The 25,750-nt window shown below is 70.0% G+C and carries 23 protein-coding genes and 1 pseudogene; 14 read left to right on the top strand and 10 right to left on the bottom strand.

What is annotated here, in order from left to right; all coding sequences use genetic code 11:
* The first annotated feature begins 99 nt into the window (after window positions 1-99).
* Together ACFYW8_RS31575 and ACFYW8_RS31570 are read left to right on the top strand one after the other, a co-directional pair.
* Entirely contained in the window at window positions 100-711 is a 612-nt protein-coding gene (locus tag ACFYW8_RS31575; RefSeq protein ID WP_389084811.1) for a DUF6578 domain-containing protein, read from the top strand.
* Between the two features lie 14 nt (window positions 712-725).
* Complete coding sequence (locus ACFYW8_RS31570) at window positions 726-4,361, top strand: BTAD domain-containing putative transcriptional regulator (RefSeq protein WP_389084807.1); 3,636 nt, start codon at window positions 726-728, stop codon at window positions 4,359-4,361.
* A gap of 62 nt (window positions 4,362-4,423) precedes the next feature.
* On the opposite strand, the gene ACFYW8_RS31565 is transcribed toward ACFYW8_RS31570, so the two are convergent.
* From ACFYW8_RS31565 to panB, 3 genes are all read right to left on the bottom strand, one after another.
* The gene (locus tag ACFYW8_RS31565) at window positions 4,424-5,260 is read right to left on the bottom strand and encodes an ABC transporter permease (protein WP_389084803.1); all 837 of its coding nucleotides are present in this window, start codon (window positions 5,258-5,260) and stop codon (window positions 4,424-4,426) included.
* Window positions 5,257-6,291, bottom strand: a complete 1,035-nt coding sequence (locus ACFYW8_RS31560; RefSeq protein ID WP_389084799.1) for an ATP-binding cassette domain-containing protein — start codon at window positions 6,289-6,291, stop codon at window positions 5,257-5,259. Before ACFYW8_RS31560 ends, ACFYW8_RS31565 begins: the two co-directional genes overlap by 4 nt.
* 305 nt (window positions 6,292-6,596) lie before the next feature.
* Window positions 6,597-7,484: a 3-methyl-2-oxobutanoate hydroxymethyltransferase gene (panB, locus tag ACFYW8_RS31555; protein ID WP_389084794.1), complete on the bottom strand. Its 888-nt coding sequence runs from the start codon at window positions 7,482-7,484 to the stop codon at window positions 6,597-6,599.
* 309 nt (window positions 7,485-7,793) lie between these two features.
* On the opposite strand from panB, the gene ACFYW8_RS31550 reads away from it, so the two are divergent.
* The 5 genes and pseudogenes from ACFYW8_RS31550 to ACFYW8_RS31530 all read left to right on the top strand — a co-directional run bounded on the left by ACFYW8_RS31550 (window position 7,794) and on the right by ACFYW8_RS31530 (window position 13,158).
* A complete protein-coding gene (locus ACFYW8_RS31550; RefSeq protein WP_389084789.1) occupies window positions 7,794-9,395 on the top strand; it encodes an MFS transporter in 1,602 nt (533 codons plus the stop codon).
* Between the two features lie 99 nt (window positions 9,396-9,494).
* Window positions 9,495-10,115: a TetR/AcrR family transcriptional regulator gene (locus ACFYW8_RS31545; RefSeq protein ID WP_389084784.1), complete on the top strand. Its 621-nt coding sequence runs from the start codon at window positions 9,495-9,497 to the stop codon at window positions 10,113-10,115.
* A gap of 200 nt (window positions 10,116-10,315) precedes the next feature.
* The gene (locus ACFYW8_RS31540) at window positions 10,316-11,353 is read left to right on the top strand and encodes an endonuclease/exonuclease/phosphatase family protein (protein WP_389084779.1); all 1,038 of its coding nucleotides are present in this window, start codon (window positions 10,316-10,318) and stop codon (window positions 11,351-11,353) included.
* A gap of 176 nt (window positions 11,354-11,529) precedes the next feature.
* Window positions 11,530-11,907: pseudogene (gene tnpA / locus ACFYW8_RS31535) on the top strand (IS200/IS605 family transposase); the annotation flags it as partial.
* Between the two features lie 39 nt (window positions 11,908-11,946).
* Window positions 11,947-13,158, top strand: coding sequence for an RNA-guided endonuclease InsQ/TnpB family protein (locus tag ACFYW8_RS31530; RefSeq protein ID WP_389085095.1), 1,212 nt, complete (start codon window positions 11,947-11,949; stop codon window positions 13,156-13,158).
* A 448-nt stretch (window positions 13,159-13,606) separates the two neighbouring features.
* Here the strand turns inward: ACFYW8_RS31530 and ACFYW8_RS31525 are convergent, their stop codons facing one another.
* The 3 genes from ACFYW8_RS31525 to ACFYW8_RS31515 all read right to left on the bottom strand — a co-directional run bounded on the left by ACFYW8_RS31525 (window position 13,607) and on the right by ACFYW8_RS31515 (window position 15,898).
* A complete protein-coding gene (locus ACFYW8_RS31525; RefSeq protein ID WP_389084775.1) occupies window positions 13,607-14,047 on the bottom strand; it encodes a hypothetical protein in 441 nt (146 codons plus the stop codon).
* Between the two features lie 234 nt (window positions 14,048-14,281).
* Entirely contained in the window at window positions 14,282-15,133 is an 852-nt protein-coding gene (locus tag ACFYW8_RS31520) for a helix-turn-helix domain-containing protein (RefSeq protein WP_389084771.1), read from the bottom strand.
* A 9-nt stretch (window positions 15,134-15,142) separates the two neighbouring features.
* Window positions 15,143-15,898: a DUF6879 family protein gene (locus ACFYW8_RS31515; protein WP_389085090.1), complete on the bottom strand. Its 756-nt coding sequence runs from the start codon at window positions 15,896-15,898 to the stop codon at window positions 15,143-15,145.
* 182 nt (window positions 15,899-16,080) lie between these two features.
* On the opposite strand from ACFYW8_RS31515, the gene ACFYW8_RS31510 reads away from it, so the two are divergent.
* The 4 genes from ACFYW8_RS31510 to ACFYW8_RS31495 all read left to right on the top strand — a co-directional run bounded on the left by ACFYW8_RS31510 (window position 16,081) and on the right by ACFYW8_RS31495 (window position 17,560).
* The gene (locus ACFYW8_RS31510; protein ID WP_389084767.1) at window positions 16,081-16,284 is read left to right on the top strand and encodes a hypothetical protein; all 204 of its coding nucleotides are present in this window, start codon (window positions 16,081-16,083) and stop codon (window positions 16,282-16,284) included.
* Window positions 16,281-16,469, top strand: coding sequence for a hypothetical protein (locus ACFYW8_RS31505; protein WP_389084762.1), 189 nt, complete (start codon window positions 16,281-16,283; stop codon window positions 16,467-16,469). Before ACFYW8_RS31510 ends, ACFYW8_RS31505 begins: the two co-directional genes overlap by 4 nt.
* Entirely contained in the window at window positions 16,466-16,669 is a 204-nt protein-coding gene (locus ACFYW8_RS31500) for a hypothetical protein (protein WP_389084757.1), read from the top strand. The genes ACFYW8_RS31505 and ACFYW8_RS31500 overlap by 4 nt, the downstream gene beginning before the upstream one ends.
* A gap of 96 nt (window positions 16,670-16,765) precedes the next feature.
* Window positions 16,766-17,560: a DUF559 domain-containing protein gene (locus ACFYW8_RS31495; protein WP_389084752.1), complete on the top strand. Its 795-nt coding sequence runs from the start codon at window positions 16,766-16,768 to the stop codon at window positions 17,558-17,560.
* Between the two features lie 210 nt (window positions 17,561-17,770).
* On the opposite strand, the gene ACFYW8_RS31490 is transcribed toward ACFYW8_RS31495, so the two are convergent.
* The gene (locus tag ACFYW8_RS31490) at window positions 17,771-19,816 is read right to left on the bottom strand and encodes an NAD(+) synthase (RefSeq protein WP_389085085.1); all 2,046 of its coding nucleotides are present in this window, start codon (window positions 19,814-19,816) and stop codon (window positions 17,771-17,773) included.
* Between the two features lie 252 nt (window positions 19,817-20,068).
* Window positions 20,069-22,009 (bottom strand): protease pro-enzyme activation domain-containing protein, encoded by a 1,941-nt coding sequence (locus tag ACFYW8_RS31485; RefSeq protein ID WP_389084747.1) that lies wholly within the window; start codon window positions 22,007-22,009, stop codon window positions 20,069-20,071.
* 304 nt (window positions 22,010-22,313) lie between these two features.
* Here ACFYW8_RS31485 and ACFYW8_RS31480 point away from each other — a divergent pair, with 304 nt between their 5' ends.
* Together ACFYW8_RS31480 and ACFYW8_RS31475 are read left to right on the top strand one after the other, a co-directional pair.
* Window positions 22,314-22,814, top strand: a complete 501-nt coding sequence (locus ACFYW8_RS31480) for a sigma-70 family RNA polymerase sigma factor (RefSeq protein ID WP_365872716.1) — start codon at window positions 22,314-22,316, stop codon at window positions 22,812-22,814.
* Entirely contained in the window at window positions 22,811-23,449 is a 639-nt protein-coding gene (locus ACFYW8_RS31475) for a hypothetical protein (RefSeq protein ID WP_389084740.1), read from the top strand. The genes ACFYW8_RS31480 and ACFYW8_RS31475 overlap by 4 nt, the downstream gene beginning before the upstream one ends.
* A gap of 155 nt (window positions 23,450-23,604) precedes the next feature.
* Here ACFYW8_RS31475 and ACFYW8_RS31470 read toward each other — a convergent pair whose 3' ends face one another.
* The gene (locus ACFYW8_RS31470; RefSeq protein ID WP_365872712.1) at window positions 23,605-24,243 is read right to left on the bottom strand and encodes a DUF305 domain-containing protein; all 639 of its coding nucleotides are present in this window, start codon (window positions 24,241-24,243) and stop codon (window positions 23,605-23,607) included.
* Complete coding sequence (locus ACFYW8_RS31465; protein ID WP_389084732.1) at window positions 24,240-24,911, bottom strand: DUF3105 domain-containing protein; 672 nt, start codon at window positions 24,909-24,911, stop codon at window positions 24,240-24,242. Before ACFYW8_RS31465 ends, ACFYW8_RS31470 begins: the two co-directional genes overlap by 4 nt.
* Before the next feature lie 330 nt (window positions 24,912-25,241).
* On the opposite strand from ACFYW8_RS31465, the gene ACFYW8_RS31460 reads away from it, so the two are divergent.
* Complete coding sequence (locus tag ACFYW8_RS31460; RefSeq protein ID WP_389084727.1) at window positions 25,242-25,676, top strand: RrF2 family transcriptional regulator; 435 nt, start codon at window positions 25,242-25,244, stop codon at window positions 25,674-25,676.
* Window positions 25,677-25,750: the final 74 nt, after the last annotated feature.

The raw sequence follows: 25,750 nt of genomic DNA, 5'->3' as shown, positions 1-25,750 counted from the left end.
TCCTGCCCGACCGTACCGGGGCGCATGCCGACCCGACCGTACCGGGCTCATGCCGAAAACGTCTCGCCATCGGGCATTGGTTCCGGGGAGGGTGGGGGGATGGGGCGATGGTGGGTGTTCTACGCGGACTGGCAGATGGAGTGCTGCGGCACCCCGTTCTCGGTGGGGGACGAGGTGAGCTGGCCGCTTCTGCTGGGAGACGCGGACGACGTGCTCGGAGGGGGCTGGTCCGAGGAGCTCAGCGAGATCGCGGCGACGGTGGAACCGGTGTCTTACGAGGACGGGGTGATCCGGATGCTGCGCGCGGACGACGGCCTGATCGTGGCACTCCCCGGTGATTCCGGCGATCCCGGTGAGCTCGGTGAGCTCGGGAAGGGGGGCGGGAACGTGGATACCGGCTGGGACGCGGATGCAGGCGGGGACGTGGACGAGCACGGGGACGGTGCCGGAACCGGCCCGGGACGACGGGTCGGGAGGACCGGCCTGCTCACCGTCGAACGGCACGGTGCCCAGTGGTCCGAGACGACCGGTACGGTCCGTACGATCCACGTGGTGCACCAGGATCTCGCGGAGACCGTCACCGGCTCGCGCGGCTGGGGACCGGGGACGGCGGCGCGGTCGCTGGAGGCCGTCCACCGCAGCCCCAAGTGGTTCGGCGAGGGCCGGGCCGGAGTCCTTGCCGAGCTCGAGCTACCCGCCCCCGGCACCTGACGTCACCGGAGACAATGGACCCCGTGCGCTATCGCATCCTCGGCACCACCCAGGCACTCCGCCCCGACGGTACGGCCGTCCCGGTCGGCGGGGCGCGGCTGCGTGCCCTGCTGACCGTTCTCGCGCTGCGGCCCGGACGGACCGTCTCCGCCGCCGTCCTGGTCGACGAGGTGTGGGACGGCGACCCGCCGGCGGACGCGCCCGGCGCGCTGCAGGCGCTGGTCGGGCGGCTGCGCAGGGCGCTCGGCGCGGACGCGGTGGAGTCGGTCGAGGGCGGCTACCGGCTGGCGGCGTCGTCCGACGACGTCGACCTGCACCGTTTCGAGCGGCTCGCGGGGGAGGGCACCCGCGCCCTCGTCGACGGCGACCCCGCGAAGGCGGCCGCCGCCCTGGACGACGCGCTCGCCCTGTGGCACGGCCCGGCCCTCGCCGATCTCCCGGACCGCGCCGCCGAGTCGGCCCGCTGGGAGACCCGCCGTCTCGACGTCCGGCGGGCCCGCCTCACCGCGGGCGTCGCCCTCGGCCACGCCGATCAGGCCCTGCCCGAGCTCACGGCCCTCTGCGATCTGCACCCGCTCGACGAGCCGCTGCACCTCCTGCGGCTGCGGGCGCTGCGTGACGCGGGCCGGCCCGCCGAGGCCCTCGCCGCCTACGAGTCCGTACGCGCGCTCCTCGCCGACCGCCTGGGCTCGGACCCGGGTCCCGAGCTGCGTTCCCTGCACGCGGAACTGCTGGCCGGACCCCGGGACCGGGCCGGAGTCCGCGACGGGGTGGGTGTGCGTTCCGGCACCGCAAGGCACACCGGCCCGGTCACGGGACCCACGTCCGCCCCGGTCCCGGACCCAGCCGCAACCTCGACCCCGGCCCCGGCCCCGGCTCCCGCCCACCCCTCCGTGTCCGCCTCCGCCGAGGGCGCCCCCGCTCCGGGCGCGCACACCGCAGCCCCGGCCGGGGGCGGGGGCGCCGGCGTCGGCACCGGCATCAACACCGGCGTCTCGGATGCCGCCGTCGTACGCGCGGGCGCCGGGCGGCCGGTCCAAGTCGACGGCCGCCACTCCCCGGACGTCACCGCCCCCGCCGAAGGCGAGGCCACCCACGCCCCCGGGCCGTCGTCCGGCACCCGTACCCGCCCCGCGTCACCGCCGCCCGGCAACCTCCGTGCCCGGCTCACGTCCTTCGTGGGACGGGAGAAGGACATCGATGCCATCCGGGGCGATCTCGCGGCGGCCCGGCTCGTGACCCTGCTCGGGCCCGGCGGGGCGGGCAAGACACGGTTGTCGCAGGAGGCGGCCGAGGCGCTGGCCCCCACCCTTCCGGACGGGGTGTGGCTGGCCGAACTGGCCCCGGTGGACGACCCGAAGGCCGTGCCCGAGGCCGTGCTGACCGCCGTCGGCGCCCGCGAGACCGTGCTGCGCGGAGCCGGTGCCGAGGAGATGCGGGCCGTGGCCGACCGGCACGACGACCCGCTCACCCGGCTCGCCGAACACTGCGCCAAGCGCCGGATGCTGATCGTCCTCGACAACTGCGAACATGTCGTCGACGCCGCCGCGCACCTCGCCGAGGCCCTCCTGGAACGCTGTCCCGGTGTGACCGTGCTCGCCACCAGCCGTGAACCCCTCGGCATACCGGGGGAGTTGCTGCGCCCGGTGGATCCGCTGCCGGAGCCCGTCGCGCTGCGGCTGCTCGCCGACCGGGGTTCCGCGGCCCGGCCCGGTTTCCGTGTCGAGGACGACCCCGAGGCGGCCGCCGAGATCTGCCGACGCCTCGACGGCCTCCCGCTCGCCATCGAACTCGCCGCCGCCCGGCTGCGGATGCTCACCCCGCGCCAGATCGCCGACCGGCTCGACGACCGGTTCCGGCTGCTGACCTCGGGCAGCCGTACCGTGCTGCCCCGGCAGCAGACCCTGCGCGCCGTCGTCGACTGGTCCTGGGACCTGCTCGACGAGGCCGAACGGGACGCTCTCGGGCGGCTGTCGGTGTTCGCGGGCGGCTGCGACCTCGCCGCCGCCGAGGCCGTCTTCGGTCCGGCCGCGCTGGACGTCCTCGGCTCGCTCGTCGACAAGTCCCTTGTCGTCGCCGCCCCTTCGGGCGAAGCGGACCTGGAGATGCGCTACCGGCTGCTGGAGACCGTCGCCGAGTACGCGGGCGAACGCCTGGACGAGTCCGGCGCCCGCGAGGCCACCGAGCGCGCCCATCTCACGTACTACCGCGAACTCGCCCGCACCACCGACGCCTTGCTGCGCGGCCCAGGACAGCGTGCCGCGATCGACCTCATCGAGCGCGAGTACGAGAACCTGCGCACCGCCCTGCGGCACGCCGTCGCCGAACGCGACGAGCAGGAGGCGCTGTGCATGGTCCTCTCGCTGGCCTGGTACTGGCAGATCCGAGACCAGCGCGTCGACGCCCGCGCCTGGTCCAAGGAGGTGATGGGCCTCGGCCCCGACCCCTTCGCACCGCCCGTGCGCCCGGCCGTCCCGCTGTACGAGCGCTGCACGGACTCGCCGCCGCCGATGCGCGAGGAGGTCCTCGAAGAGGCCCGGCGCGGCGTCCACCTCGTCCATCTCGCCTATATGGACATGGACATGGGGGCCTGGCAGACCCCGGAGGCCCAGGAGAAGCTCCGTACCATCAGCGTGACCTACGAGCCCGGGATGCCGCAGACCTGCCGTACCCCCGGCTACCTCTGGTTCTACGCCGTGCTGCTCACCGGCACGATGGAGCGGTTCACCGAGGTGATCAACAAGACGGTCAGCACCTGCCGCGAACTCGGCTACGACTGGGAACTGGCCACCGCCCTCCAGATGCGCGCCAACGTCCTCGCCAACCGCGCCGACATGGCGGGCGACGCCACCGTGGACGCGGACGAGGCACTGGAGCTCTTCGGACGCATCGGTGACGCCTGGGGCGCCGCCGAATCCCTCTCCGCGCGTGGGGAGGCGCATGAACGCAAGGGCGACTTCCGGGCCGCGGCCGCGGACTACGCGGAGGCGGGGAAGTACGCCGAGCGTCTGGGCGCGCGCGCCCAGAGTGCGGTGCTCAGCGTCCGGCTCGGCGGCATGTACATCGAGTTGGGGGACCCCGAGCAGGGCGAGCGGATGATCCGCGAGGTCCTGGCGAACGGACACGGTGCCCACAACGAGGCCTTGCCGGCGGCCCACCTCTTCCTCGCGACCTGGCTCGGCCGCAGCGGCCGGGTCGCCGAGGCGCGCGAGCAGATACGGCTGCTCCGTCAGGACTTCGCAGCCGGCTCCTTCGTCGTCTTCGACGGGTTCATGCTCGGAATCGAGGCCTGGCTGGACGCGATCGACGGGCGCAGCGAAAGCGCCCTGGACAAGGCGCGGCTGGCGATGGAGCGGTCCACCGACCGGCTGTCGCGGATGATCGCGCCGCACATGCCTTCCGCCCATCTGACCACGGCCGCGATAGCTCTCACCGGTCTGGACGGCGGCAGTCGAGCCCGGGACGCGGCCCGCCTGCTGGGCGCCGCGGACGCACTGCTGCCGCCGGGCCACGTCGCCGGTCCCATGGAGGTCGGGGTGCGCGAGCAGGCCGAGACGGGGGCGCGGGCGCTGCTCGGCGACGCGGCGTACGAGGCGGCACACGCGGAGGGCGGCGGCCTCTCCGAGGAGGAGGCCACCGCCCTCATCTGAGGCGCGGACGCGAACCGGCGCGCCCCGGCCCCGGTGACGGGGCCGGGTCCGTGCGTCGGACGTCAGCTCTTGGTGCGGAACTTGTGGATGGCGATGGGCGCCATCACCAGGGTGATGGCAGCCGACCAGCCGAGGGTCAGCCACAGGTCGTGCGCGACCGGTCCGCCCACCATCAGACCCCGAGCGGTGTCCGCGAGGTTGGACAGCGGGTTGTAGTCGGTGAAGGTCTGCAGCCAGCCGGGCATGGTCCCGGTCGGTGTGAAGATCGACGAGCCGAACTGCAGCGGGAACAGCACCAGGAAGCCCATCGCCTGGACGGACTGGGCGTTCTTCATCGTCACCCCGAGGACCAGGAAGATCCACATCAGGGCCGAGGAGAACAGGGCGGCGAGCCCCACGGAGGCGAACAGGCCCGGCCAGTTCGTGATGTGGAAGCCCACCAGTACGCCCACGATCATGAGGACCGTGGTGGCGACGATCATCCGCATCAGCTCCACGACGATCTTGGCGAAGAGCACGGAGCCCCGGCCGATCGGCAGGGTGCGGAAGCGGTCCATCACCCCCTTGTGGAAGTCCTCGTTGAAGCCGGTGCCGACGGCTGTCGCCATGTTCATGGTCGTCATCGCCATCAGGCCGGGGATCACGTACTGCACGTACACGTCCTGGCCGCCGCCCAGCGACTGCCCGATGGAGCCGCCGAAGACGTACACGAACAGCAGGGTGAAGATGATCGGCATCAGGACGGCGTCGAACATCGACTCGGGGTCCTGGCGGATCCACAGCAGATTGCGGCGGATCAGGGCGCCGATGTGGCGGGCGTGCGCACGCGGCGAGATGCGGGCGTCGGCCTCGACGGCGAGGGGGGCTTCGGCGGTGGCGGTGACGGTGGCGGTGCTCATGCGGAGACCTCCTCGTAGGCGCGGGCGGGGTTCTCGTCCTGCGGGGCACTGGCCTTGTGGCCGGTGAGGGAGAGGAACACCTCGTCCAGAGTGGGCAGTTCGGTGGAGATGGAGGCGATCGTGATGCCGCGCGCGGTGACCGCGCCGACCACGGCGGTGAGCTGCTCGTCGCTGAGGATCGGGACCAGCACGCTGTCGGTCTCGCTGTCCACCATCGTGGTGGCGAGGCCGGTGAGTCCCAGCTCGTCGAACATGGTGGCCAGCGGGCGCAGTTGCAGCGGGTCCGCCGGGCGGATCCGCAGCGTCCGTCCGCCGACGCGGGCCTTCAGCTCGTCGATCCGGCCGCCGGCGATGACCTTGCCGCGGTCGATGACCGTCAGCTCGGAGGCGAGCTGCTCGGCCTCCTCCATGTACTGCGTGGTGAGCAGCACGGTGACGCCGTCGGCGACCATGCGCTTGACCTCCTGCCACACCTCGTTGCGGGTGCGCGGGTCGAGGCCGGTCGTCGGCTCGTCCAGGTACAGCACGGCCGGGCTGCCGATCATCGAGGCGGCGAGGTCGAGCCGGCGGCGCATACCGCCGGAGTACGTCGACGCCGGGCGCTTGGCGGCCTCGGTGAGGGAGAAGCGCTCCAGGAGCTCGTCGGCGCGGCGGCGGGCCTCCTTGCGGGGCAGGTCGAGCAGCCGCCCGATCATGTAGAGGTTCTCCCAGCCGGGGAGCTTCTCGTCGACCGAGGCGTACTGGCCGGTGAGGCCTATCACCCGGCGCAGCTGCCGGGGCTGCTTCAGCACGTCGAAGCCTGCGACCGTGGCCGTTCCGGCGTCGGGGGTGATGAGGGTGGACAGGCAGCGGACGAGGGTGGTCTTGCCGGCGCCGTTGGGGCCGAGGACTCCGAGGACGGTGCCCTCGCGCACGTCCAGGTCGATCCCGTCCAGCGCCTTGGTCTCGCCGTAGTGCTTGACCAGCCCCCGTACGGTGACGGCGCTGCGGCCGTCCGCGGCTTGTCGGGGCGTGTTGTCGATTCGCGTCATGTCCATCAAGGTGCCAGTCCCCACCGACAAACGACCGACAGGATGCCGACAGGTTCGGGTCGTTACCGATAGGTCGCCGACAGCCGACCGACAGTCGACCGACAGGACCCGGAAGGGGTGCGGAAGGGACGTGGAGAGCACGCGGAGAGGGCGCGGAAAGGCGACAACCCGCCGACGGGGGAAGATCGGCGGGTTGTCTCTCGTGCCGCAGTGGCTCAGGGGCCTCGGTGGTCGCGCGTTCCCGCGGGGGCCTCGGACGGACGGAGGCGAGGGCCGGCGTACGCGAGGGTTGGCGTACGCGAGGGCTAGCGGACGGAGTGCTCCTCCAGCGGGAACGTCCCGCCGACCACGTCCTCGGCGAACGCCTTCGCCGCGTCGCCCATGATGCCGCGCAGGTCGGCGTACTGCTTGACGAACTTCGGCATCTTGCCGCCGGTCAGGCCGAGCATGTCGGTCCACACCAGGACCTGCGCGTCGGTCTCGGGGCCCGCGCCGATGCCGACGGTCGGGATGTGCAGGGTGCGCGTGACCTCGGCGGCGAGCTCGGCCGGGACCAGTTCGAGGACGACGGCGAACGCGCCCGCGTCCTGGACGGCCTTGGCGTCCCGCAGCAGTTGCTGCGCGGCTTCCTCGCCCCGGCCCTGGACGCGGTAGCCCATGGCGTTCACGGACTGCGGGGTCAGGCCGATGTGCGCCATCACCGGGATGCCGGACTCCACCAGCAGCTCGATCTGGCGGTGCGATCGCTCTCCGCCCTCCAGCTTCACTGCGCCCACCCCGGCCTCCTTGACCAGGCGGGTCGCCGAGCGCAGGGCCTGCACCGGACCCTCCTGGTAGGACCCGAAGGGCAGGTCGCCGACGATCAGGGCGCGGCTGGTGCCCCGTACGACCGCGGCGGACAGCATGGTCATCTCGTCCATGGTGACGGGGACGGTCGTCTCGTACCCCAGGTGGCAGTTGCCCGCCGAGTCGCCGACGAGCATGACCGGGATGCCGGCCTCGTCGAAGACCGACGCGGTCATCGCGTCGTAGGCGGTGAGCATGGGCCACTTCTCGCCGCGCTCCTTGGCGGCGGTGATGTCGCGCACCGTGATACGGCGGGTGGTCTTGCCTCCGTACAGCGCCTTGCTGCTGTCGGTGGCCTTGAGGGCACCCTCCGCAGGCTGCTTCTGGGCAGCAGAGAGCTGCGTCATCGCAACGGCTCCTTCTGTCATCTCGAGGCACCCTGACGGCGTCCCCGGATCACCTCCATGGTGGCACCTCGTGCTACGCGCGGCTAGACCGGGCTCACCGGACTCGATGTCGTTCACACCACGCCCGCTCCCGGCCGCCTCGCCCGCCATGCCGCACCCGCTGCCGACCACGCCCGCTCCCGGCCGGCCGCCCGTCTCCGGCCAAGGGCCTAGGTCCCTCACGGGTGGCCCAGGTCTCTTCGTAAGTTCTGCGTAAAGCATTTCCGATACGAGACGGTGTCGTATCGAATTACCCCTAGGGTGGTTGCCATGACAACTTCCGCTCCTCCGCTCGAACGACGGGTACCCGAGGCGGTGCACCGGCGCCGCTGGGCCATCCTCGGCGCGCTCATGCTGAGCCTGCTGATCGTGGTGCTCGACAACTCCATCCTGAACGTCGCGATCAAGACGATCTCGACCCCGGCGCCCACCGGGCTCGGCGCCACGCAGGGTGAGCTGGAGTGGGCCATCAACGCCTACACCCTCGTCTTCGCCGGACTCCTGTTCACCTCGGGCCTCCTCGGTGACCGGCTCGGCCGCAAGAAGGTGCTGCTCGCCGGTCTCACCGTCTTCGGTATCGGTTCCGCGCTCGCGGCCGAGTCCGGCTCGCCGGTCCAGCTCATCGCGTTCCGCGCGCTGATGGGTCTCGGCGCCGCCTTCGTGATGCCCGCCACCCTCGCCGTCCTGATGAACGTCTTCGAGCGCGACGAGCAGCCCAAGGCCATCGGCATCTGGGCCGGCGGCGTCGGCCTCGCCATCGCGATCGGGCCGATCACCGGCGGTGTGCTGCTCGACCACTTCTGGTGGGGCTCGGTCTTCCTCATCAACGTGCCGATCGTGATCCTCGCGATCGGTCTGATGGTCTGGCTGGTCCCCGACTCCCGCGACCCGAACCCGGGCCGCCTCGACCCGGTCGGCGTCGTCCTCTCCGTCATCGGCCTCGTCCTGCTCGTCTACGGCATCATCAAGGGCGGCCAGCTCGCCGACTTCACCGACGCGCGCGTCCTCGCGACCATCGGCGCCGGTCTTGCCGTCCTCGTCGCCTTCGTGGTGTTCGAGAAGCGCAGCGACCACCCGTCCATCGATGTCACGTACTTCAAGAACAAGGTCTTCTCGGCCGCGATGTCGGCCATAGCCCTGGTCTTCTTCGCGCTCATGGGCGTGACCTTCTTCTCGGTCTTCTACACCCAGAGCGTGCGGGGTTACTCGCCGCTGCAGACCGGCCTGTTGATGCTGCCGCTGGCCGTGGCCCAGCTCATCTTCGCCCCGCGCGCCCGGCTGGTCGTGGACCGCTTCGGCAACCGCGTCACCTGCACGGCGGGCCTGGTGATCATCGCCGCGACGCTGACCGCGTTCGCCACCCTGGAGGCGGACACCCCGATCTGGCTCCTCGAAGTCATCTTCTTCCTGATGGGCGCCGGCATGGCGCACATCATGACCCCGACCAGCGTCGTCATCATGCAGGCGCTGCCGCGCGAGAAGGCCGGTTCCGCTTCCGCGCTGAGCAACACCTTCCGTCAGGTCGGCGGCGCCCTCGGTATCGCGGTCCTCGGCTCCGTGCTCTCCACGGCCTACCGCAACGGCATCGAGGGCAAGCTCGACCACGTCCCGGCCCCCCTGCGGCACACCGCGGGAGAGTCCATCGAGGCCACCCTCGGCGTCGCCGCGAAGCTCGGCCCGCAGGGCAAGGCGCTGGTCACCCCGGCCCACGACGCGTTCCTGCACGCCATGCACGTCACCGCCCTGTGCGGCGCCGGTGTCGCGGTCATCGGCGCGGTGGTCGTCGCCCTGTTCCTGCCGGGCCGTCCCGAGGCCCCGCAGGCGGGCGAGGGCGAGGGCGAGTTGGTGACGGCCGACCTCGGACAGGACTGACGCCGGCGTACGCGACCGTGGGCACCCCGGGCCGGGGTGCCCGCCGTCGTCGTACACGGGAGAGAATGACACCCGGTCAACGATTGAACGGAGTTCGACGTGAGCCTCGCGGACAGCCGAGACAGGCAAGGGTGCCCCGGCCGGGGACGTCCCCGCAGCGAGGCGGTGGAGCGCGCCATCGTCGAGGGCGTGATGAAGCTCCTGGAGGACGGGGTCCCGCTCGCGGACATCTCCATCGAACGCCTCGCGCGCACCGCCGGCGTCGGCAAGGCGACGATCTACCGCCGCTGGAGCGGGAGGGAAGAGCTCTTCGTCGACGTACTGCGCGGCGCCGAGCCCGCGGACCCCGAACTGCCCGGCGTCTCCATGCGCGATGACCTCGTCGTCCTGCTGGAGTCGCTGCGCCGGCGCGGCCTGGTCAGCCGCTCGTCGGCGATCCTGCACAACGTCTACGCGCAGATGAAGAGCAGCCCCAAACTGTGGGCCGCGTACGACGCCACGGTCGTAGCCCCCAGACGCCAGCTGGGCTACGAGGTGCTGCGCCGCGGCCAGGAGAACGGCGAACTCCGCGACGACGTCGACATCGAACTGCTCAACGACATGTTCGTCGGCCCGATGCTCGTCCGCTCCGTCATGCGTCCGGACACCGAACTTCCCGAGGGTCTCGCCGAACGGATCGTCGACACGCTGCTGGAGGGCCTGCGCCCCGCCCGGCCGTGACACGACCTGTTTCTGACGGGGTGAATGTGCGCGTTTCGTCACAGAGCGCGCATCGTGTGCCCGTATGCGGAACTCCGGGCGGGAAGTTGAACGTCACCTTGCCTGTACGGCCGTCATGGACGGCGAGAACGACACCGAACATCCCCTAGGGTCGTAGTCGAGGGGCAGATGGTGCGCACGGCAGTTTGTGAGGCGACGGTATGGCGCAGGCGTATATGACGGAGACGGGCAGCGACGGTCGGGGGCCGGAGCGCAGAGAGTCCCGGCTTCGGCGCCTGCTCGACGGCTGGCGCGGTGACCGCGGCATCTGGCGGCGCGGGCTGGTCCTCGGCGCCCTCGCGCTGCTGCTCGCCCTCGTGATGCTGACGCACGGGCGGATCCCGAACCGGATCGGCAACCTCGGCAGCCTCACGGAGACCTTCCTGCCGTGGCTCGGGGTGTTCATCCCGGTCCTGCTGGTCCTCGCCTTCGTGCGGAAGTCGGCCAGTGCCCTGATCGCCGTGCTGCTGACCGGCGTGGTCTGGCTGAACCTCTTCGGTGGACTGCTCACCGACAAGACCGGCGGCGGCGGCGATCTGACCGTCGCCACCCACAACGTCAACGCCGACAACCCGGACCCGTCCGGCACCGCCCGTGACGTGGCCGCCTCGGGTGCCGACGTGCTCGCGCTGGAGGAACTGACGGCCTCGGCGGTCCCGGTGTACGAGAAGGCGCTCGCCCCGACCTACAAGTACCACTCGGTGCAGGGCACCGTCGGGCTGTGGAGCAAGTACCCGCTCAGTGATATCCGGCCGGTGGACATCAAGCTGGGCTGGACGCGTGCCATGCGGGCCACCGTGTCGGCGCCGGCCGGCCGGGTCGCGGTGTACGTGGCCCATCTGCCCTCGGTGCGGGTGAAGATGAAGGCCGGGTTCACCGCCCGGCAGCGCGACAAGAGCGCGAACGCGCTGGGCGAGGCGATCGCCGACGAGCCGGTCGAGCGGGTCGTCCTGCTCGGTGACCTGAACGGCACGATGAACGACCGGGCCCTGAACGCGGTCACCGCGCAGATGCGTTCCACGCAGGGCGCGGTGGGCAGCGGCTTCGGGTTCAGCTGGCCGGCGTCGTTCCCGATGGCCCGGATCGACCAGATCATGGTCAAGGGCATCGAGCCGGTGACCTCCTGGACCCTGCCCGCGACGGGCAGCGACCACCTCCCGGTCGCCGCCCGCGTCAAGGTGGACGCAAGCGCGTCTTGACCTCCTTGAATCGCGTCTTCCATCAGGACCTAGCGAGGGGACCCGCGCCTCCAGGGATGGGGGAATCGCTTCTCAGTGCTGCTCTGACCTCAACTTTGTTCACGGATCTGCACGATCGGCCTCGGGTTGCCGGTATCGGCAGATACTAGACACGTGCCGTGCACATATTGGCGATTGTGGCTGTGACTCGGAAGGTCCGCCGGTATTCCGGCGGCGTGTACGACTTGGGACTGCATGTCGTGTGGTGCCCGAAGTACCGCCGCCGGGTCGCGGTCCGACTGCGTGAGTTGATCGAAGCGAAGGCGGTGGAGAAGGGCTGGGAGATCATCGCCCTGGAGGTGATGCCCGACCACGTCCATCTCTTCGTCAAGCACGAGCCGAAGGCCTCCGCGTCCTACGTTGCGAACCAGTTCAAGGGCTTCACTTCCCGCGTCCTGCGCGAGGAGTTTCCGCACCTGAAGTCGCGGATGCCTACCCTGTGGTCGTCGTCGTTCTTCGTTGCCTCGGTCGGCGCGGACACGGTCGAGCAGTACATCAACACCCAGTGGGAACGCCCCTGGACCAACAAGCGGAAGAAGGAAGAGGAGGGGACCGTGCACCGCGCGTATAAGTTCCTCCTCCGTCCCACGGTGCGCCAGGAGCAGGCGCTGGGCGAGATGCTGCGGGATCACTGCTCGCTCTACAACGGGGCGCTACAGGAGCGCCAGGACGCCTATCGGCATGTCTCGAAGACCTCGGTGAAGTACGGCGACCAGTCGGCCCAGCTCAAGGACATCCGGGCGTTCGACCCCGAGCGTCAGGGACGCTGGTCGTTCTCCTCCCAGCAGGCCACGCTGCGCCGTCTGGACAAGGCGATGCAGGCGTTCTTCCGCCGTGTCAAAGCCGGCGAGAAGCCGGGCTACCCCCGCTTCCGGGGCGTGAACTGGTTTGACACCGTTCAGTTCCCGAAGGACGGTGATGGGTGCCGCTGGGATTCCACCCCCCACGACTCGGTCACCCGGGTACGCCTCCAGGGCGTCGGGCACATCCGCGTGCACCGGCACCGCGCGGTCAAGGGCCGAGTCAAGACGGTCAGCGTGAAGCGTGAGGGCCGGCAGTGGTACGTCGTCCTGGCCTGCGACGAGGTCCCCGCCGAGCCGCTGCCCGCGACGGGCGCGGTGACCGGCATCGATCTGGGCGTTGCCCACTTCCTGACCACCTCCGAGGGTGAGTACGTCGCCAACCCCCGCCACGGCAAGCGCAACGCCGCAGCCCTGGCCAACGCCCAGCGCGCCCTTGAGGCGTTCCCCCGAAGGAAGCGGGACAACCGGTCGGCCAAGCACCGCCGGACCGTGGAGAAAGTCGCCCAACTGCACCGCAAGGTCAAGCGGCAGCGCGCCGACCACGCCCACAAGACCGCCCTCACGATGGTCCGCACCTACGATGTGATCGCGCACGAACGCCTGAGCATCGCGAACATGGTCCGCGCCCCCAAGGCCAAGCCCGATCCCGACGCCCCCGGCGCCTTCCTGCCCAACGGCACGGCGGCCAAGGCCGGGCTGAACAAGAGCATCCACGACGCGGGTTGGGGGGTGTTCCTGGGCATCCTCGCGCACAAGGCTGAAAGCGCCGGTCGCATGCTGGTTCCCGTGGACCCCCGCAACACCTCCCGCACGTGCCCCCAATGCGGGCACGTGTCCGGCGAGAACCGCGCCACACAGGAGAAGTTTGAGTGCGTGAAGTGCGGGCACACCGCCAACGCCGACATGGTCGGCGCACTCAACGTCGCTGTCAGGGCCGGGCTGGTCCTTCCCGACGTGGCCTAGCCACCGACAGGAGAAGCCCCCCGGATTTATCCAGTGGGGAGGAGTCACCTCCTGGAATACTGGGCCTGGGGCGTAGAGGCGGCCCGGGTCGGGTCTAGGTTCCGCAGTTCGGAGCGCTACGACCTCCCCATGAAGATCGTGCTGAGACGGCGGTCAGCCAGCCGTGCCCGCAGCGTCGGCGGCCACGTCTCGATCGCTTCGCGGTCCTGATCACAGAGGTCGCCTCCGCGCACGATCGACTCGCCGAGGCGCCGGTTCGGGCCCTGGAGCTGCCGACGTTGCTACTGCTCGGTAGCGTCGCGATCACCCTCTCCGGCTCGTCGGGCGCAGTTTGATCGGCTGCGCCAGGCTCTTGATCCGCCGAGCGCCGGGTGACCATCTCCACCGGGGGCGGGTCGGGGGCCGGGAGGTTTCGACTTCGCAGCGCCTCGGACGCGTTGGCGGCAGCTCACCGGCCGTGGGTCTTGCGTTCCAGGGAGTTGAGCCGGTCGATAGCGATCTCGACGTCGATCTGAGCTGTGTGGGCCACTTCTGTCATCTTGCTGAACTTCTCACGATCGCTTGCAGCGCGGCAGGCGTCCTGCTGGCGATAGCGGGTCTCTTCGATCCCGCCGAGGAACCGCACCCGTGTCCGGTCAGTAGGTGCAAGTGTGAAGATCTCTTTCCATGCGTCGGCCACGCGTGTCATGGCGAGCTTGAGTGTCTCGTCATCGCGACGCGCAGCGGAATCGCTCAAAGCGCGGCCAACCCCACGCTGGTCATCGTGCCGGAACCAGTCGGCGTACTTAGGGCCCGAGGTCACGTCTTCCAGCAGGGAGCGGAACTGGACGAGCTGTGTGCGGAGTGCCTCGGCCTCGGGGCCAAGAGCGATCTTGAAGCGCTTCCGCACCCACCACCTCCAAGCACCAGTCGTAAGCGTGAGTGCGAACGCAGCCCATCCCGCCAGCTTGGGCCAGTCGGCCCACCATGACGGGTCAGTGCAGGAAGCAGCAGCCATGTACGAGATTCTGGGGCCAATGGCGTTGGCGCTGTGCCCGTCCTGGTGGATTTGCCTTCGTCGGCTCGACGTAACCGCCGGCTCGCGGACTCCGCTGCTCAGGCGACGTGCCTCAGCGCGTACGTGTCAGGTGACGTTGAGGTCCCGGCGCGCACGGCTGATCAGGTTCTGGGCGTCGGTGCCGAAGACGGCTGACTCGCGGAGGGTGCGCCAGACCTTGAGGTGAGTCGCGACGCTGTCGGCGTCGTCGAGCCAGAGCTCGGCGTGCCAGTTCTCTACGACGACCTGATGTTCGTCGTAGACCCAGAAGCCCCCGCCCGGCGGGATCTTCAGAGACGCGCCGAGGGGCACGATCCCAAGCTCCACGGTGTCCAGGCCGATCACGCCGGAGAGCCGGTCGAGCTGTGCGGCCAGCACTGAGGGCGGGCAGATCAACGCGCGCAGCACGGGCTCCCAGAGGAGGACGTGATACTTCCGGCCCGCGCTGTAGAGGCCCTCCTGGCGCTTCATGCGGGAGCGCACAGCCGTCTCGATATCCCGCACTGAGCCGTGCAGTTCGGTGAATCTGCTGAGAATCGCCCGTGCATAGTCGGGCGTCTGGAGCACGCCGACGATCCACGACGACTCCCAGGCGTGGAGCACCGCCGATCGCGCTTGAGCCTCGTTGTGTGCGTCCTGGACGGCCTTGTGACCCGAGGCCAGTTGGCGCCGCCAACTGCGGATGTGGGACTCAAGTCCACGGAGACGGGCGAGGAGTTCCCCGTCCGCCTCCGGGTGGCCGGTGGCCGAGGCCCAGGCACTGAGCTCGTCGGCCGTGGCCGTCTGCTTGCCGTTCTCCAGCTTGCTGATCTTCGACTGGGGCCACCCCAGCCGCTCTGCCAGGATCGTGCCGGTGAGCCGACCGCCGGGGGCAGACTCGCGCAGCTCCCGGAGTCGCTCACCGAGAGCCGCTCGTGCCTGCTGGAAGTCGGTGCTCACCGGATGGACTCACTGCTCCCTGGTGCCCATGTCGGCTGCGAAGTCCTCGTACGGGACAGCGTGATGCATGGCCGCGTCCCGGACCATGGCGTACCTGATCACCTCGGCGGGCTCGGTGATCAACTCGACGTCGGTGAAGTTGTCGTCGGCGTCGAACCGGAGGAGCGCCACCAGCCGGGAGTCGAAGATCCAGAAGTCCTCTGCGGGGAGGCCCAAGCGATCGGCCTCGGCGCGCGAGAGGCTGCGGATGTCCTCGCCCAAGGCGGTGTTCTTCTCGGCGTACGCGAGCAGGTAGCGCTGTCCCTCGGTCGCCGGGTCGTCAACCAGTCGCACGCGGCCGACCCTCGCGCCGCCCGTTGTCTTCTCGCGGATCGTCACGGACCACGGGGTGGTCAGGTCCCACGCAGGCGCCTCGCCCCGGACGAACTGCGCCCACGTGTCGGTTGCCTCGTCAGAGGCGTACCGGCGCCGGGTCTCCAGCCGCCAGGCGGTGTGCTCGAACCGCTCGAAGAGCTGTCCGAACACGTTCAGGTCGATGATCCTCGCGGCGCGCGTCACCTCCTTGGGCCCCCAGTCCACGATCAGTTCACGAGGCACGACGATCGGTACCTCTCCCTCTCCGAGGTGCCGGAGCTGTGCGATGTCCCCGGGGTCGCTGAGCGGCGGCCCGTGAACGATGACCTCGCCGCTGTCCACGTCCTCGTGCACGGACGGGCAGCCGCCCTCTCCGCTGCCAGTGCCGTTGAAGCGCAGTCGCCTCATGATCATGCCCCTCTCGTCGAGTGTGGATCACTGCGTGCCTTCAGATCAGCTTTGCGTCGCGTCTTGCTCGTCGGCTACGCCTTCGGTGAGGGCACGAGAGGAAGTCTGCGCATAAGTCATCGCGACCCCAGAATATCCGTGAATATCTGGTAGCGCCTCAACTGGCGGGTCTCAACGCTTAGGTCATGACCATTGCACAGAAGTCGGGCACGACCGAAGCCGCCGATGCGGTTGAGGTGCTGCGTGGAGCATTGGCGACGGCCGGGATCGTCCTGCAGTCCCTGGGAGCCGACATGGCCTCCCCTGCCTTGAATCTGATCAACCTGGGGCGAGTGCGCGCCGACGTTGCGCTGAAACTTGCCGATGCTCTGCGCCGGGGTTGCGCGTGAGCGCCCCGACCACCGGCGAGGTGACCCTGTCCGCCGAATGCACGCTGGCGAAGCGGCCGGGCTACGACGATCTGCACCGCGAGTGCAGGCAGATCACGGACGTGCCGATGCCGCACTCGAACGGCCTGCTGCTGATCAAGCGATGCGGCTGCGGGTGTCACCGCCCCGGTGGTGGTCAGGCATGAGTGTCCACGTCTGCCGCGCCTGCGACGAGGTGATTACCGATCCTGCCGATGGTGTGATCATCATGTACGAGCTCGGCAACTCGGGGCCTGGCCGTGACGTCTGGGCGCACCGCGAGCACGCCGACGATGTCGAGCTGATCGACCCTGACCTGCTCAGGATCATGACCCGCATCTGGGTCGCGCAGGAGGCAGCACAGTAGCCCCGCTTCAACAGGGCGGCCAGGATGATCAGTTCATCCTGGCCGCTTGACGTTCACGCCCTTCCGTTGTCAGCGGCGCCTGCCACAATTCCGTCCATGAGTGACGAGCTGGCCTCGCCCGACATGTCCATCGCCTTGGACGCGCCGCAGAACATCCCCGTCGTCAGTGAGTGGCTGCTGGGCACGAGCGCGCTCCTTATGCAGCATCAGGGAGTCCCGGAAATTGCCGAGTTGATCGCTGACGTGACCTCGCTGGAGGTCAGGCTGTGGAACACGCAGTTCGACGAAGAGGGCTACAGGATCGTGCTCATGGTGCAGCCTCACCTATACCCCCGATACGACGAGGCAGCGCTGAAGGGCATCGAGAGGGCCATGGGCATGGTGCTCGGGCCGGCGGGCAAGGACATCGATGAGTTCCACGTCCGCCCGGAGATTCCTCGACTTGCTGCTCGCTGGCGGGAGCAGGTGAAGACCGCGAACGGCCCGAAGCCCAGCAATCAAGGCCGCAAGGTCCGGCTTGAGCCTGATCACCGGGTGGAGGACCAGCTTTACTTCACGAATCAGTACGAGCTTGAGCTGTACCAGACTCTCAAGAAGCGACAAGCCTCCCTGCCGGACAACGAGACCATCGGGATCATGCCGCTCGGTGGGATGCGGGTCCGCAGGCGTGTCCTCGAACCCGATTTCCTGATCACGTATCGCGGACGCGTTGCCGTCATCGAGCTCGACGGTCCGCATCACAGGGACCGGGCCGCTTCCGATCACAGCCGCGACCGGCAGCTCCGCCATGCCGGAGTGGCGTTCGTCGAGCGCCTCAACGTGGAAGAAGTGAAAACCCTGCACGAGGTGGAGAAGTTTGTGGACGACTTCCTGGCTCAGCTCAAGCGATAGACACCACGGAGCCCGGTTGCGGCAGACGTAGATCTCCGAGCCGTCGGCGAAAGGTGATGGACGACGGTCATCGGGCCGCCGCAGATGCCGCACCTGATCGACATCGAGAACTCGTGCTTCGGCCGCCGCCCGGGTTTGTCCGGCGCTCCGGGTCGCTGAGGATCGACTGCACCTCGTTGAAGAGATCAATGGCACTGCGCCGCTGAACGGTCAGCCCTCCGACCCCGGGGGGTCGAAGCGGGCCAGGTCGCGCAGCCAGACACGGGCCGAACTGTCGGACGGCGCGCGCCAGTCGCCGCGCGGCGAGAGCGAACCACCGGCCGAGACCTTCGGCCCGTTCGGCATGGCCGAGCGCTTGAACTGCGCGAACCCGAAGAAGCGGCGGCAGAACACCTCGAGCCAGCGCCGGATCTCCGGCAGGTCGTACGCGACCCGCTCGGCCTCGGGGAAGCCGGGCGGCCAGGCACCCGCGTCCGGGTCGTGCCACGCGTGCCAGGCCAGGAAGGCGATCTTCGACGGCCGGAAGCCGTAGCGCAGTACGTGGAAGAGGGTGAAGTCGTGCAAGGCGTACGGGCCGATCTTCGACTCGGTGGACTGCATCTCCTCGCCCGGCACCAGCTCCGGGCTGATCTCCGTGTCGAGGATCGCGGCGAGCGTCCGGTCGGTGTCCTCGCCGAACTGGTGGCTGCCGATGACCCAGCGGATCAGATGCTGGATCAGCGTCTTCGGCACACCCGAGTTGACGTTGTAGTGGCTCATCTGGTCGCCCACGCCGTACGTGGACCAGCCGAGCGCCAGCTCCGACAGGTCACCGGTCCCGAGCACGATGCCGCCGCGCTGGTTGGCGAGCCGGAACAGGTAGTCGGTGCGCAGTCCGGCCTGCACGTTCTCGAAGGTGACGTCGTACACCGGCTCGCCGGAGGCGAAGGGGTGGCCCATCTCGTCCAGCATCAGCCGGGCGGTCGGTGTGATGTCCAGCTCGGCCGCGGTGACGCCGAGGGAGCGCATCAGCTCGTGCGCGTTGCCCTTGGTGTGGTCGCTGGTGGCGAAGCCGGGCAGGGTGAAGGCGAGGATGTCGCCGCGCGGGCGGCCCGCCCGGTCCATCGCGCGGGCGGCGACGATCAGCGCGTGCGTGGAGTCCAGACCCCCGGACACCCCGATGACCACCTTCGGGCCGCCGATCGCCGCGAGCCGCTGCTGGAGCCCCGCGACCTGGATGTTGTACGCCTCGTAGCAGTCCTGGGCCAGCCGGTCGGGGTCCGCGGGCACGAACGGGAAGCGCTCGATACGGCGCCGCAGCCCCAGGTCGCCGGCCGGCGGGTCGAGCCGGAACGACAGCGTGCGGAAATCGGCGGTGCGGGCGGCGTGGGTGCGCCGGTTGTCGTCGAAGCTGCCCGTCCGGCTCCGCTCCTGCCGCAGCAGGTCGAGATCGACGTCCGCCACGGCGAACTGGTCGTCGAGGGGGAAGCGGTCGGACTCGGCCAGCAGCGCCCCGTTCTCGTAGATCATGGTCTGGCCGTCCCAGGACAGGTCGGTGGTCGACTCGCCGAGGCCGGCCGCCGCGTAGACGTAGGCGGCGATACCGCGTGAGGACGCCGAACGGCACATCAGCTTGCGGTCCTCGGCCCGGCCCACGGTGATCGGGCTGCCGGAGAGGTTGGCGAGGACGGTGGCGCCCGCCAGGGCCGCCTCGGCGCTCGGCGGCACCGGCACCCACATGTCCTCGCAGATCTCCGTGTGCAGCACCAGGCCCGGTACGTCCTCGGCGGCGAACAGCAGGTCCACGCCGAACGGCACGGACTCCCCGCCGACCCGGATCGCGCCGCCGCGCTCGTCGTCGCCCGCGGCGATCTGCCGGCGCTCGTAGAACTCCCGGTAGTTCGGCGGGTACGACTTGGGTACGACACCGAGGACCCGGCCCCGGTGCACCACCACCGCGCAGTTGTAGACCCGGTTGCGGTGGCGCAGCGGGGCGCCCACGACCAGGACCGGCAGGAGCTGCGCCGACCCCGCCACCACCGCCCGGAGCGCCTCCTCGACCTCGTCGAGCAGCGCGTCCTGGAGCAGCAGGTCCTCGATCGAGTAGCCGCACAGTCCCATCTCCGGGAAGACGGCGACGGCGACACCCTCGTCGGCGCAACGGCGCGCCTGGCGCAGGACCGCCTCGGCGTTGGCGTGCGGGTCCGCGATGACGGTGTGGCCCGTGCAGGCGGCGACGCGTGCGAAGCCGTGCTGATAGAGCGACCGGAAGTTCAGAGGAGGCACCCGGCCAGTGTAATCGTCAGAGCGACGCGATGTGGCGCGGGGTGTGCGGCGGACCACCGTCCACGGCGGACGGCGGACGGCGGACGCCGGGTGCCGGGGACACCGGGTGCGGTCTGCCGCGATCCCGGCGTGACGAGAAGGGCGCCTTGCGCCGAACGTGCCCACGGCGGGCGCGGATCCCGGAGAACGCGCGATGCGCCCGCCTCCACTGGGGAAGCGGGCGCATCGTCCGTCGAACGCCGGTCAGCGCCGGCTGAACGAGTCGACGTAGCCCGGGGCGGGGGAACCCACACCGGTGACGTCGTCGTAGCCCTTCACGGCCTTCAGCGAGCTGTCCTTGCCGAGGCTGCGGACCGAGGTGGCCACACCGTCGGCCGCGTCGAAGCCGTTGACGAAGTCGACACGGGCGACGGCGTACTGCTTGCCGCCGGGCGTGTCGGTCACGTCGTGGTACGCCTTCGAGCCGAACTTGGAGTAGATCGACGGGTTGGCGAAACCGATCGCCTTGCCGCCGCGCGCCTCCTGTGCGAGCGCCTGGACCGCCGCGATCACCGGAGCGGCCAGCGAGGTGCCGCCGATCCGGTACTCGCTGTACTGCTCCGACCCGTCCGGGAAGGTCTGCGTCTGGCCGACCTTGAAACCGGTGTTGGGGTCGGCGATCGCCGAGATGTCCGGGACGACCCGGTTACCCGCGGCGTTGTTGGCCTTGGCCAGCGCGTTCGGGACGACACCCTTCTGGTAGAAGGGCTCCGCCACGGTCTTGCTGGTGCCACCGCCCGCACCCGAGGTGAACGCGCCCGGGAACCCGGTCCAGCTCTTGCCGTCCGTGGACAGCGTGGCCTTCTCGGTGCCCCAGCCGGTCTCCCACAGGTACTTGTCGCCCTTGCCGACCGCCAGCGAGGTACCGCCGACCGCCGTCACCCACGCCGAGTTGGCCGGGGTGTCGACCTGCTTCGTCCCGGTGTTGGCGACCTCGTCGCCGTTGTCACCGGAGGAGAAGTAGAAGCCGATGCCCTCGACCGCGCCGAACTGGAAGGTCTGGTCGTAGGCGGCAGCCAGGTCCGGGGTCTGGCTGGCCTCGATGTCGCCCCACGAGTTGGAGACGATGTCGGCCAGGTGCCCGTCGACGATCTTGTTGAGCGAGGCGAGCAGATCGTCGTCGTAGCAGGAGGCGGCACCCACGTACGTGATGCTCGCGCCCGGCGCGACCGCGTGCACGGCCTCGACGTCGAGGGTCTCCTCGCCGTACCAGCCGGCCGCCCCGCACTCCTCGGTCTTCGTGTACGTCGCGGGCAGCACCTGACGGAGCTGGCCGCTGGTGTACGCGGCGTCGCCGTGCTTACCGGCGTACGTGGCGGCGTCGAACGCGATGGTCGGCGAGGCGTACGCGTCGGTGATGGCGACCCGCACGTTCTTGCCGGTGCGCTTGCCCGCTCCGTACGCCGCACGGAGCTGCTTGCCGGTGTACCCCTGGATCGCGTACGGGATCTTCTTCCCGTACGCGTCCGGCAGGGTGCTCGCGGTGTTCGAGCCGTAGTACGAGGAGAACGGCCCGGAGTTCTTGAACACCGCGTCCGGACCCGGCAGTTGATCAGCGTGCTGCGCCTTGTGCGGAGCGTTGTCCAGGCCGGTGACGGTCAGGACGGCGCCGTTCAGGGCGGCGGGCGCGGAAGCCGTCTTCGACGGCGCCCGGTAAGTCTTCTTGCCCTTGGTGTAGTTGTGCAGCTGGGTACCGAACGCCTTTTCGGCGGCGGCGACATCGCCGGTCACCGAGACGTAGTGCTGCGTCGTTCCGGTGACCTTCAGGCCCGCCGACTTGAGCCAGTCGGTCACCGCGGTGACCTGGGCCTTGGTGGCGCCGAAACGTGCCTGCGCCTTCTTGGCGCTGAGGTATTTCCCGTACGAAGCCGAGTGCGGGTCGGACACGGACCTGGCGTACGCCGCCAGACCCTTGGCGTCCCGGCCGGCGAAGTACACCCGGGCCGAGAGCTGGGAGCTGTCGGACGCCGCTCCCTTGTCCGCCTTCGCTGTCGCCCACGCGGGCCTGGTGCCCGCGAGGGTGTCCCGGCTCGGGCCGTCCGTGGCGTGTGCCGCGGGTATGCCGAGCGCCAGCGCACCGGCGAGCAGAGGCAGTGTCGCCGCCAAGCTCACTCCGGCGCGCGCGGTGGCGCGGTTGGATCTCATAGAACCCCCTGCGATGCGGTTCGTCGCATGTAGTGGTTGGTCGGTGATCCACGCGAGAGCCTCACGCCCTGTCAGAGCGTGAGGAATGGATCACAGATGGGGGTCACTCTTTCGGTGAACTGTTCATGCCAGGGGAATGAAAAAGCCAAGGAAAGACCAAGTGGCCGCGATTGACGATCATTTGGGGCGGTTTGGAAGGGGCCCTTGCTCATAGTCAAGGGTTTTCCCTCGGTTCCGTTCCGAGCGCTGTAAAGAGGTGCCCGGCTTCTGTAAGCGGATCGAGTCCCCGCGGCGTGTTGGGGGTGTGAAGCAGCTGGAGTTCGAAGAGTTCTACCGGAGCGGGCGGGACGTCTGCCTGCGGGCGGTGCTCGCCGCGGTGGGCGACCGTCAGCTGGCCGAGGACCTCGTGGCCGAGGCGTTCGCCAGGGCCTGGGCGGCCTGGCCCCGGGTCCGCGGCCATCCCGCCCCCCGCGCGTGGATCGTCCGCACCGCGCTCAACACCCGTGTCTCGTGGTGGCGTCGGCGCCGGCACGAGGTCGCGCTCGGCGACCACGACGGCCGGGACGGCGCGGCGGCGGAGTCCGGCGGCGCCGGGCTCGACCCCGCGTTACTGGCCCTGCTGCGCGAACTGCCGCGCAGACAACGGGAGGTCGTCGCCCTGCGGGTCTTCCTCGACCTCGACACGGCGACCACGGCGAAGGCGCTCGGGATCGCTCCCGGAACCGTCACCGCCCATCTGGCACGGGCCGTCGGGACACTCCGCGGCCACCTCGTCACCCTCGACACACCGGAGGCAGGACCATGAACGGAACCGACGACGACAAGGATGTCCTGGACGCCCTGAGGGGCTCCCTCGACGACATCACCATGGCGGTGCCCGTCGAACGGATCGTGGCCGAGGGCCGCGCGGTACGGCGGCGGCGCAGGCGCGCGGCCGTGGCGGCGGTGGGTGCCACGGCGGCCGTGGGCCTCGCGCTCGGCGCGCCGGGTTACGGCCACCCGTCCACCGCGCCGCCCACGGGCGGGAACACCGAGGCCGTGGCGTTCACCGTCGCCAAGCGCCCGGACGGCACGGTCGCGGTGACCTGGACCAAGGACCAGTACTTCAAGAACCCGGCGGGACTCCAGAAGGCGCTGCGCAAGGCGGGATTCCCCGTCCTCGTGAAGACCGGGGTGTTCTGCAAGGGCCCGGACGACCACGCACGGGTCGACAAGCACGGCTCGGGAGCGGGGGTCGACAAGGTCGTGAAGCGGGAGCGGCGCGGCGACGGCACCGTCGTCTTCATCTACGACCCGGCGGCCATGCCCGCCCACACCCAGCTCTTCATCGGCTACCTGAACAAGGCCCAGCTCGCCGTCACCCACGGCCGGCCCGGCTCGATGGAACGGCTCGTACCGACCGACGTCGCCCTGAAGTGCGGTACGGACTGGCGCGGTTGACCATGCGGCGCAGGGGGTGAACGGGTCCGGGGCGCTGCCCCGGACCCGTTCCGCACACCTGCCGGCGAGGCGGACGCACCCCCGGGAACCGGTTCAGGAACCGGCCCAGGAACCGGCCCAGGAACCGGTTCAGGAGGTGTCCGGCTGGACAGCGCCTAGTCGCGCGCCTTCGCGCCCCGCTCCTTCAGCATGTCCGCCATCAGTCTGATCTCCGACTGCTGGGCGTCGACCATGCCCTGCGCGAGCCGCTTCTCCACGCCGACGGTGCACTTGGCGACACAGCCCTCGGCCATGTGGATACCGCCCTTGTGATGGTCGGTCATCAGCTGGAGGTAGAAGACCTCGGCCTGCTTCCCGTTGAGCGTGCCGAGCCGCTTCATCTCGGTGTCGGTGGCCATGCCCGGCATCAGGGAGCCGTCCTGGCCGGAGGCCATGTCACCCATGCCCATCCAGGTCATCGGCGCGTCCGGGGACACCTTCGGCAGCTCCCACAGATCGAGCCAGCCGAGCAGCATGCCGCGCTGATTGGCCTGCGTCTGCGCGATGTCGTACGCGAGACGCCGTACCTCCACGTCCTTGGTGTGGTCCCGCACGATGTACGACATCTCGACGGCCTGCTGGTGGTGGACCGCCATGTCCCGGGCGAAACCCGCGTCCGCCGAGTCCGCGGCGGGCGCCCGGGTCCCGGAGCCGTGGCCGCCGGCGTCATCGCCGGCGGCGACCGCGTACGTGATCGCCCCGGCCGCGATCAGCGCGGCGGCCGCGGCGCCCGCGATCCATCCGACGTGCCTCACTGGGACAGACCGTTGGTGCAGGCCGCGCCGGGCTCGGGCGTCTGCTTGCCCTGCACGAACTCCGCGAAGAACGCGTCGACGTTCTTGTCGCCCGCGCCGGTCACCGTGCGCTGCTTGCCCCAGGCGCTCAGCATGATCGGGTCCTTCTGGTCCTCGACCGGGCTCATCAGCGTGTACGGGGTCTTCTTGACCTTCGCCGCGAGCGCCTTGACGTCGGCGTCGGACGCCTTGCTGTTGTACGTCACCCAGACCGCGCCGTGCTCCAGGGAGTGCACGGCGTTCATGTTGTTGACCGCCTTGGCGTAGACGTCGCCGTTGCAGTTCATCCAGACCTGGTTGTGGTCACCGCCGACCGGCGGCTCCATCGGGTACGTCACCGTCTTCGCGACATGGTTGCGCGCCAGCGTGCCCTGCCAGGTCTTCACCCCGTCAGCGCCCGTGACGAAGTGCCCCGACGCCGCCTTCGAGTCGCTCGCCGTGTCCTTCTTGCCGTTGTCCGACTGCGAGCGGACGAGCACGACACCACCGACGACGAGACCGGCGACGACGACCGTACTGGCCGCGATCACGAGGATCCGGTTACGCCGTTCACGGGCGCGCTCGGCACGGCGCAGCTCCTCGATGCGCGCCTTGCGCGATCCGGTGCTGGTGTTCTTGGCGGAACCCATGGTGAGTCCTTATCGGGATGGGACGGTCGGGTTCGCCGATCGTAATCGGGAAGGGAGGGGCGTCGGCAGGGAGGGCACGCGATTGGCCGAAGAAGAGGGTGGCGGCCGAGGGCAAGGTGCGCTCCGAGGGCGGTCGGCCGGAGCGGGTCCGACGCGGGTCGGCCGGAGCGTTGCCTACGGGGGTCGGCCAGGGCGTGTCCGGCTGGGGGCGGCCGGAGCATGTCCTACGGGGTCGGCCAGGGCGTGTCCGACTGGGCCGGCCGGAGCGTGTCCGACAGGGGGCGGCCGGAAAATTTGAACCGAAGATGCGCATTACCTACCCTGTCGGGTATGCGGTTGCTGCGCTCCACCGACCTGGCCCTTCGCGTCCTGATGCGACTGGCCGTCGTCGGCGACTCGACGCCCACCACGCGCGAGGTCGCGGACGACATGCGGGTCCCCTACACGCACGCAGCCAAGGTCGTGGCCGAACTCCAGCACCTCGGGCTGCTCGATGCCCGGCGCGGCAGGGGAGGCGGTCTCACGCTCACGGAGAAGGGGCGCGGCGCGTCCGTCGGGGCGATCGTGCGCTCCTTCGAGGGTGAGGGAGACGTCGTCGAATGCGAGGGGGCCACGCCGTGCCCGCTCATCTCCGCGTGCCGGCTGCGGGGTGCGCTGCGGCGGGCGCAGGAGGCCTTCTACGCCTCTCTGGACCCGCTGACCGTCGCCGACGTCGTCGCCGAGCCGACCGGGCCGCTGCTGCTCGACATCACCCGAAGGGCGTAGCGGTCCGGTCGCCCGTACGGCGTCCCGCGGAGGTGTCCGGACGTGCCGGATCGAAGCGGGGTCCGGCGTGTGTG

The organism is Streptomyces sp. NPDC002742 (genome assembly GCF_042888885.1).
Lineage (GTDB): Bacteria > Actinomycetota > Actinomycetes > Streptomycetales > Streptomycetaceae > Streptomyces.
Note: the sequence above shows the minus strand (reverse complement) of the source record. Positions and strands in the feature narration are given on the sequence as shown.

What these genes read in the sequence shown, in the direction of transcription:
- ACFYW8_RS31565 (WP_389084803.1), bottom strand. Translation starts at nt 5,260, where the DNA reads ATGAGCACCGCCACCGTCACCGCCACCGCCGAAGCCCCCCTCGCCGTC.
- ACFYW8_RS31485 (WP_389084747.1), bottom strand. Translation starts at nt 22,009, where the DNA reads ATGAGATCCAACCGCGCCACCGCGCGCGCCGGAGTGAGCTTGGCGGCG.
- ACFYW8_RS31460 (WP_389084727.1), top strand. Translation starts at nt 25,242, where the DNA reads ATGCGGTTGCTGCGCTCCACCGACCTGGCCCTTCGCGTCCTGATGCGA.
- ACFYW8_RS31495 (WP_389084752.1), top strand. Translation starts at nt 16,766, where the DNA reads ATGAGTGACGAGCTGGCCTCGCCCGACATGTCCATCGCCTTGGACGCG.
- ACFYW8_RS31570 (WP_389084807.1), top strand. Translation starts at nt 726, where the DNA reads ATGGACCCCGTGCGCTATCGCATCCTCGGCACCACCCAGGCACTCCGC.
- ACFYW8_RS31550 (WP_389084789.1), top strand. Translation starts at nt 7,794, where the DNA reads ATGACAACTTCCGCTCCTCCGCTCGAACGACGGGTACCCGAGGCGGTG.
- ACFYW8_RS31560 (WP_389084799.1), bottom strand. Translation starts at nt 6,291, where the DNA reads ATGACGCGAATCGACAACACGCCCCGACAAGCCGCGGACGGCCGCAGC.
- ACFYW8_RS31475 (WP_389084740.1), top strand. Translation starts at nt 22,811, where the DNA reads ATGAACGGAACCGACGACGACAAGGATGTCCTGGACGCCCTGAGGGGC.
- ACFYW8_RS31510 (WP_389084767.1), top strand. Translation starts at nt 16,081, where the DNA reads ATGACCATTGCACAGAAGTCGGGCACGACCGAAGCCGCCGATGCGGTT.
- panB (WP_389084794.1), bottom strand. Translation starts at nt 7,484, where the DNA reads ATGACGCAGCTCTCTGCTGCCCAGAAGCAGCCTGCGGAGGGTGCCCTC.
- ACFYW8_RS31465 (WP_389084732.1), bottom strand. Translation starts at nt 24,911, where the DNA reads ATGGGTTCCGCCAAGAACACCAGCACCGGATCGCGCAAGGCGCGCATC.
- ACFYW8_RS31575 (WP_389084811.1), top strand. Translation starts at nt 100, where the DNA reads ATGGGGCGATGGTGGGTGTTCTACGCGGACTGGCAGATGGAGTGCTGC.
- ACFYW8_RS31540 (WP_389084779.1), top strand. Translation starts at nt 10,316, where the DNA reads ATGGCGCAGGCGTATATGACGGAGACGGGCAGCGACGGTCGGGGGCCG.
- ACFYW8_RS31500 (WP_389084757.1), top strand. Translation starts at nt 16,466, where the DNA reads ATGAGTGTCCACGTCTGCCGCGCCTGCGACGAGGTGATTACCGATCCT.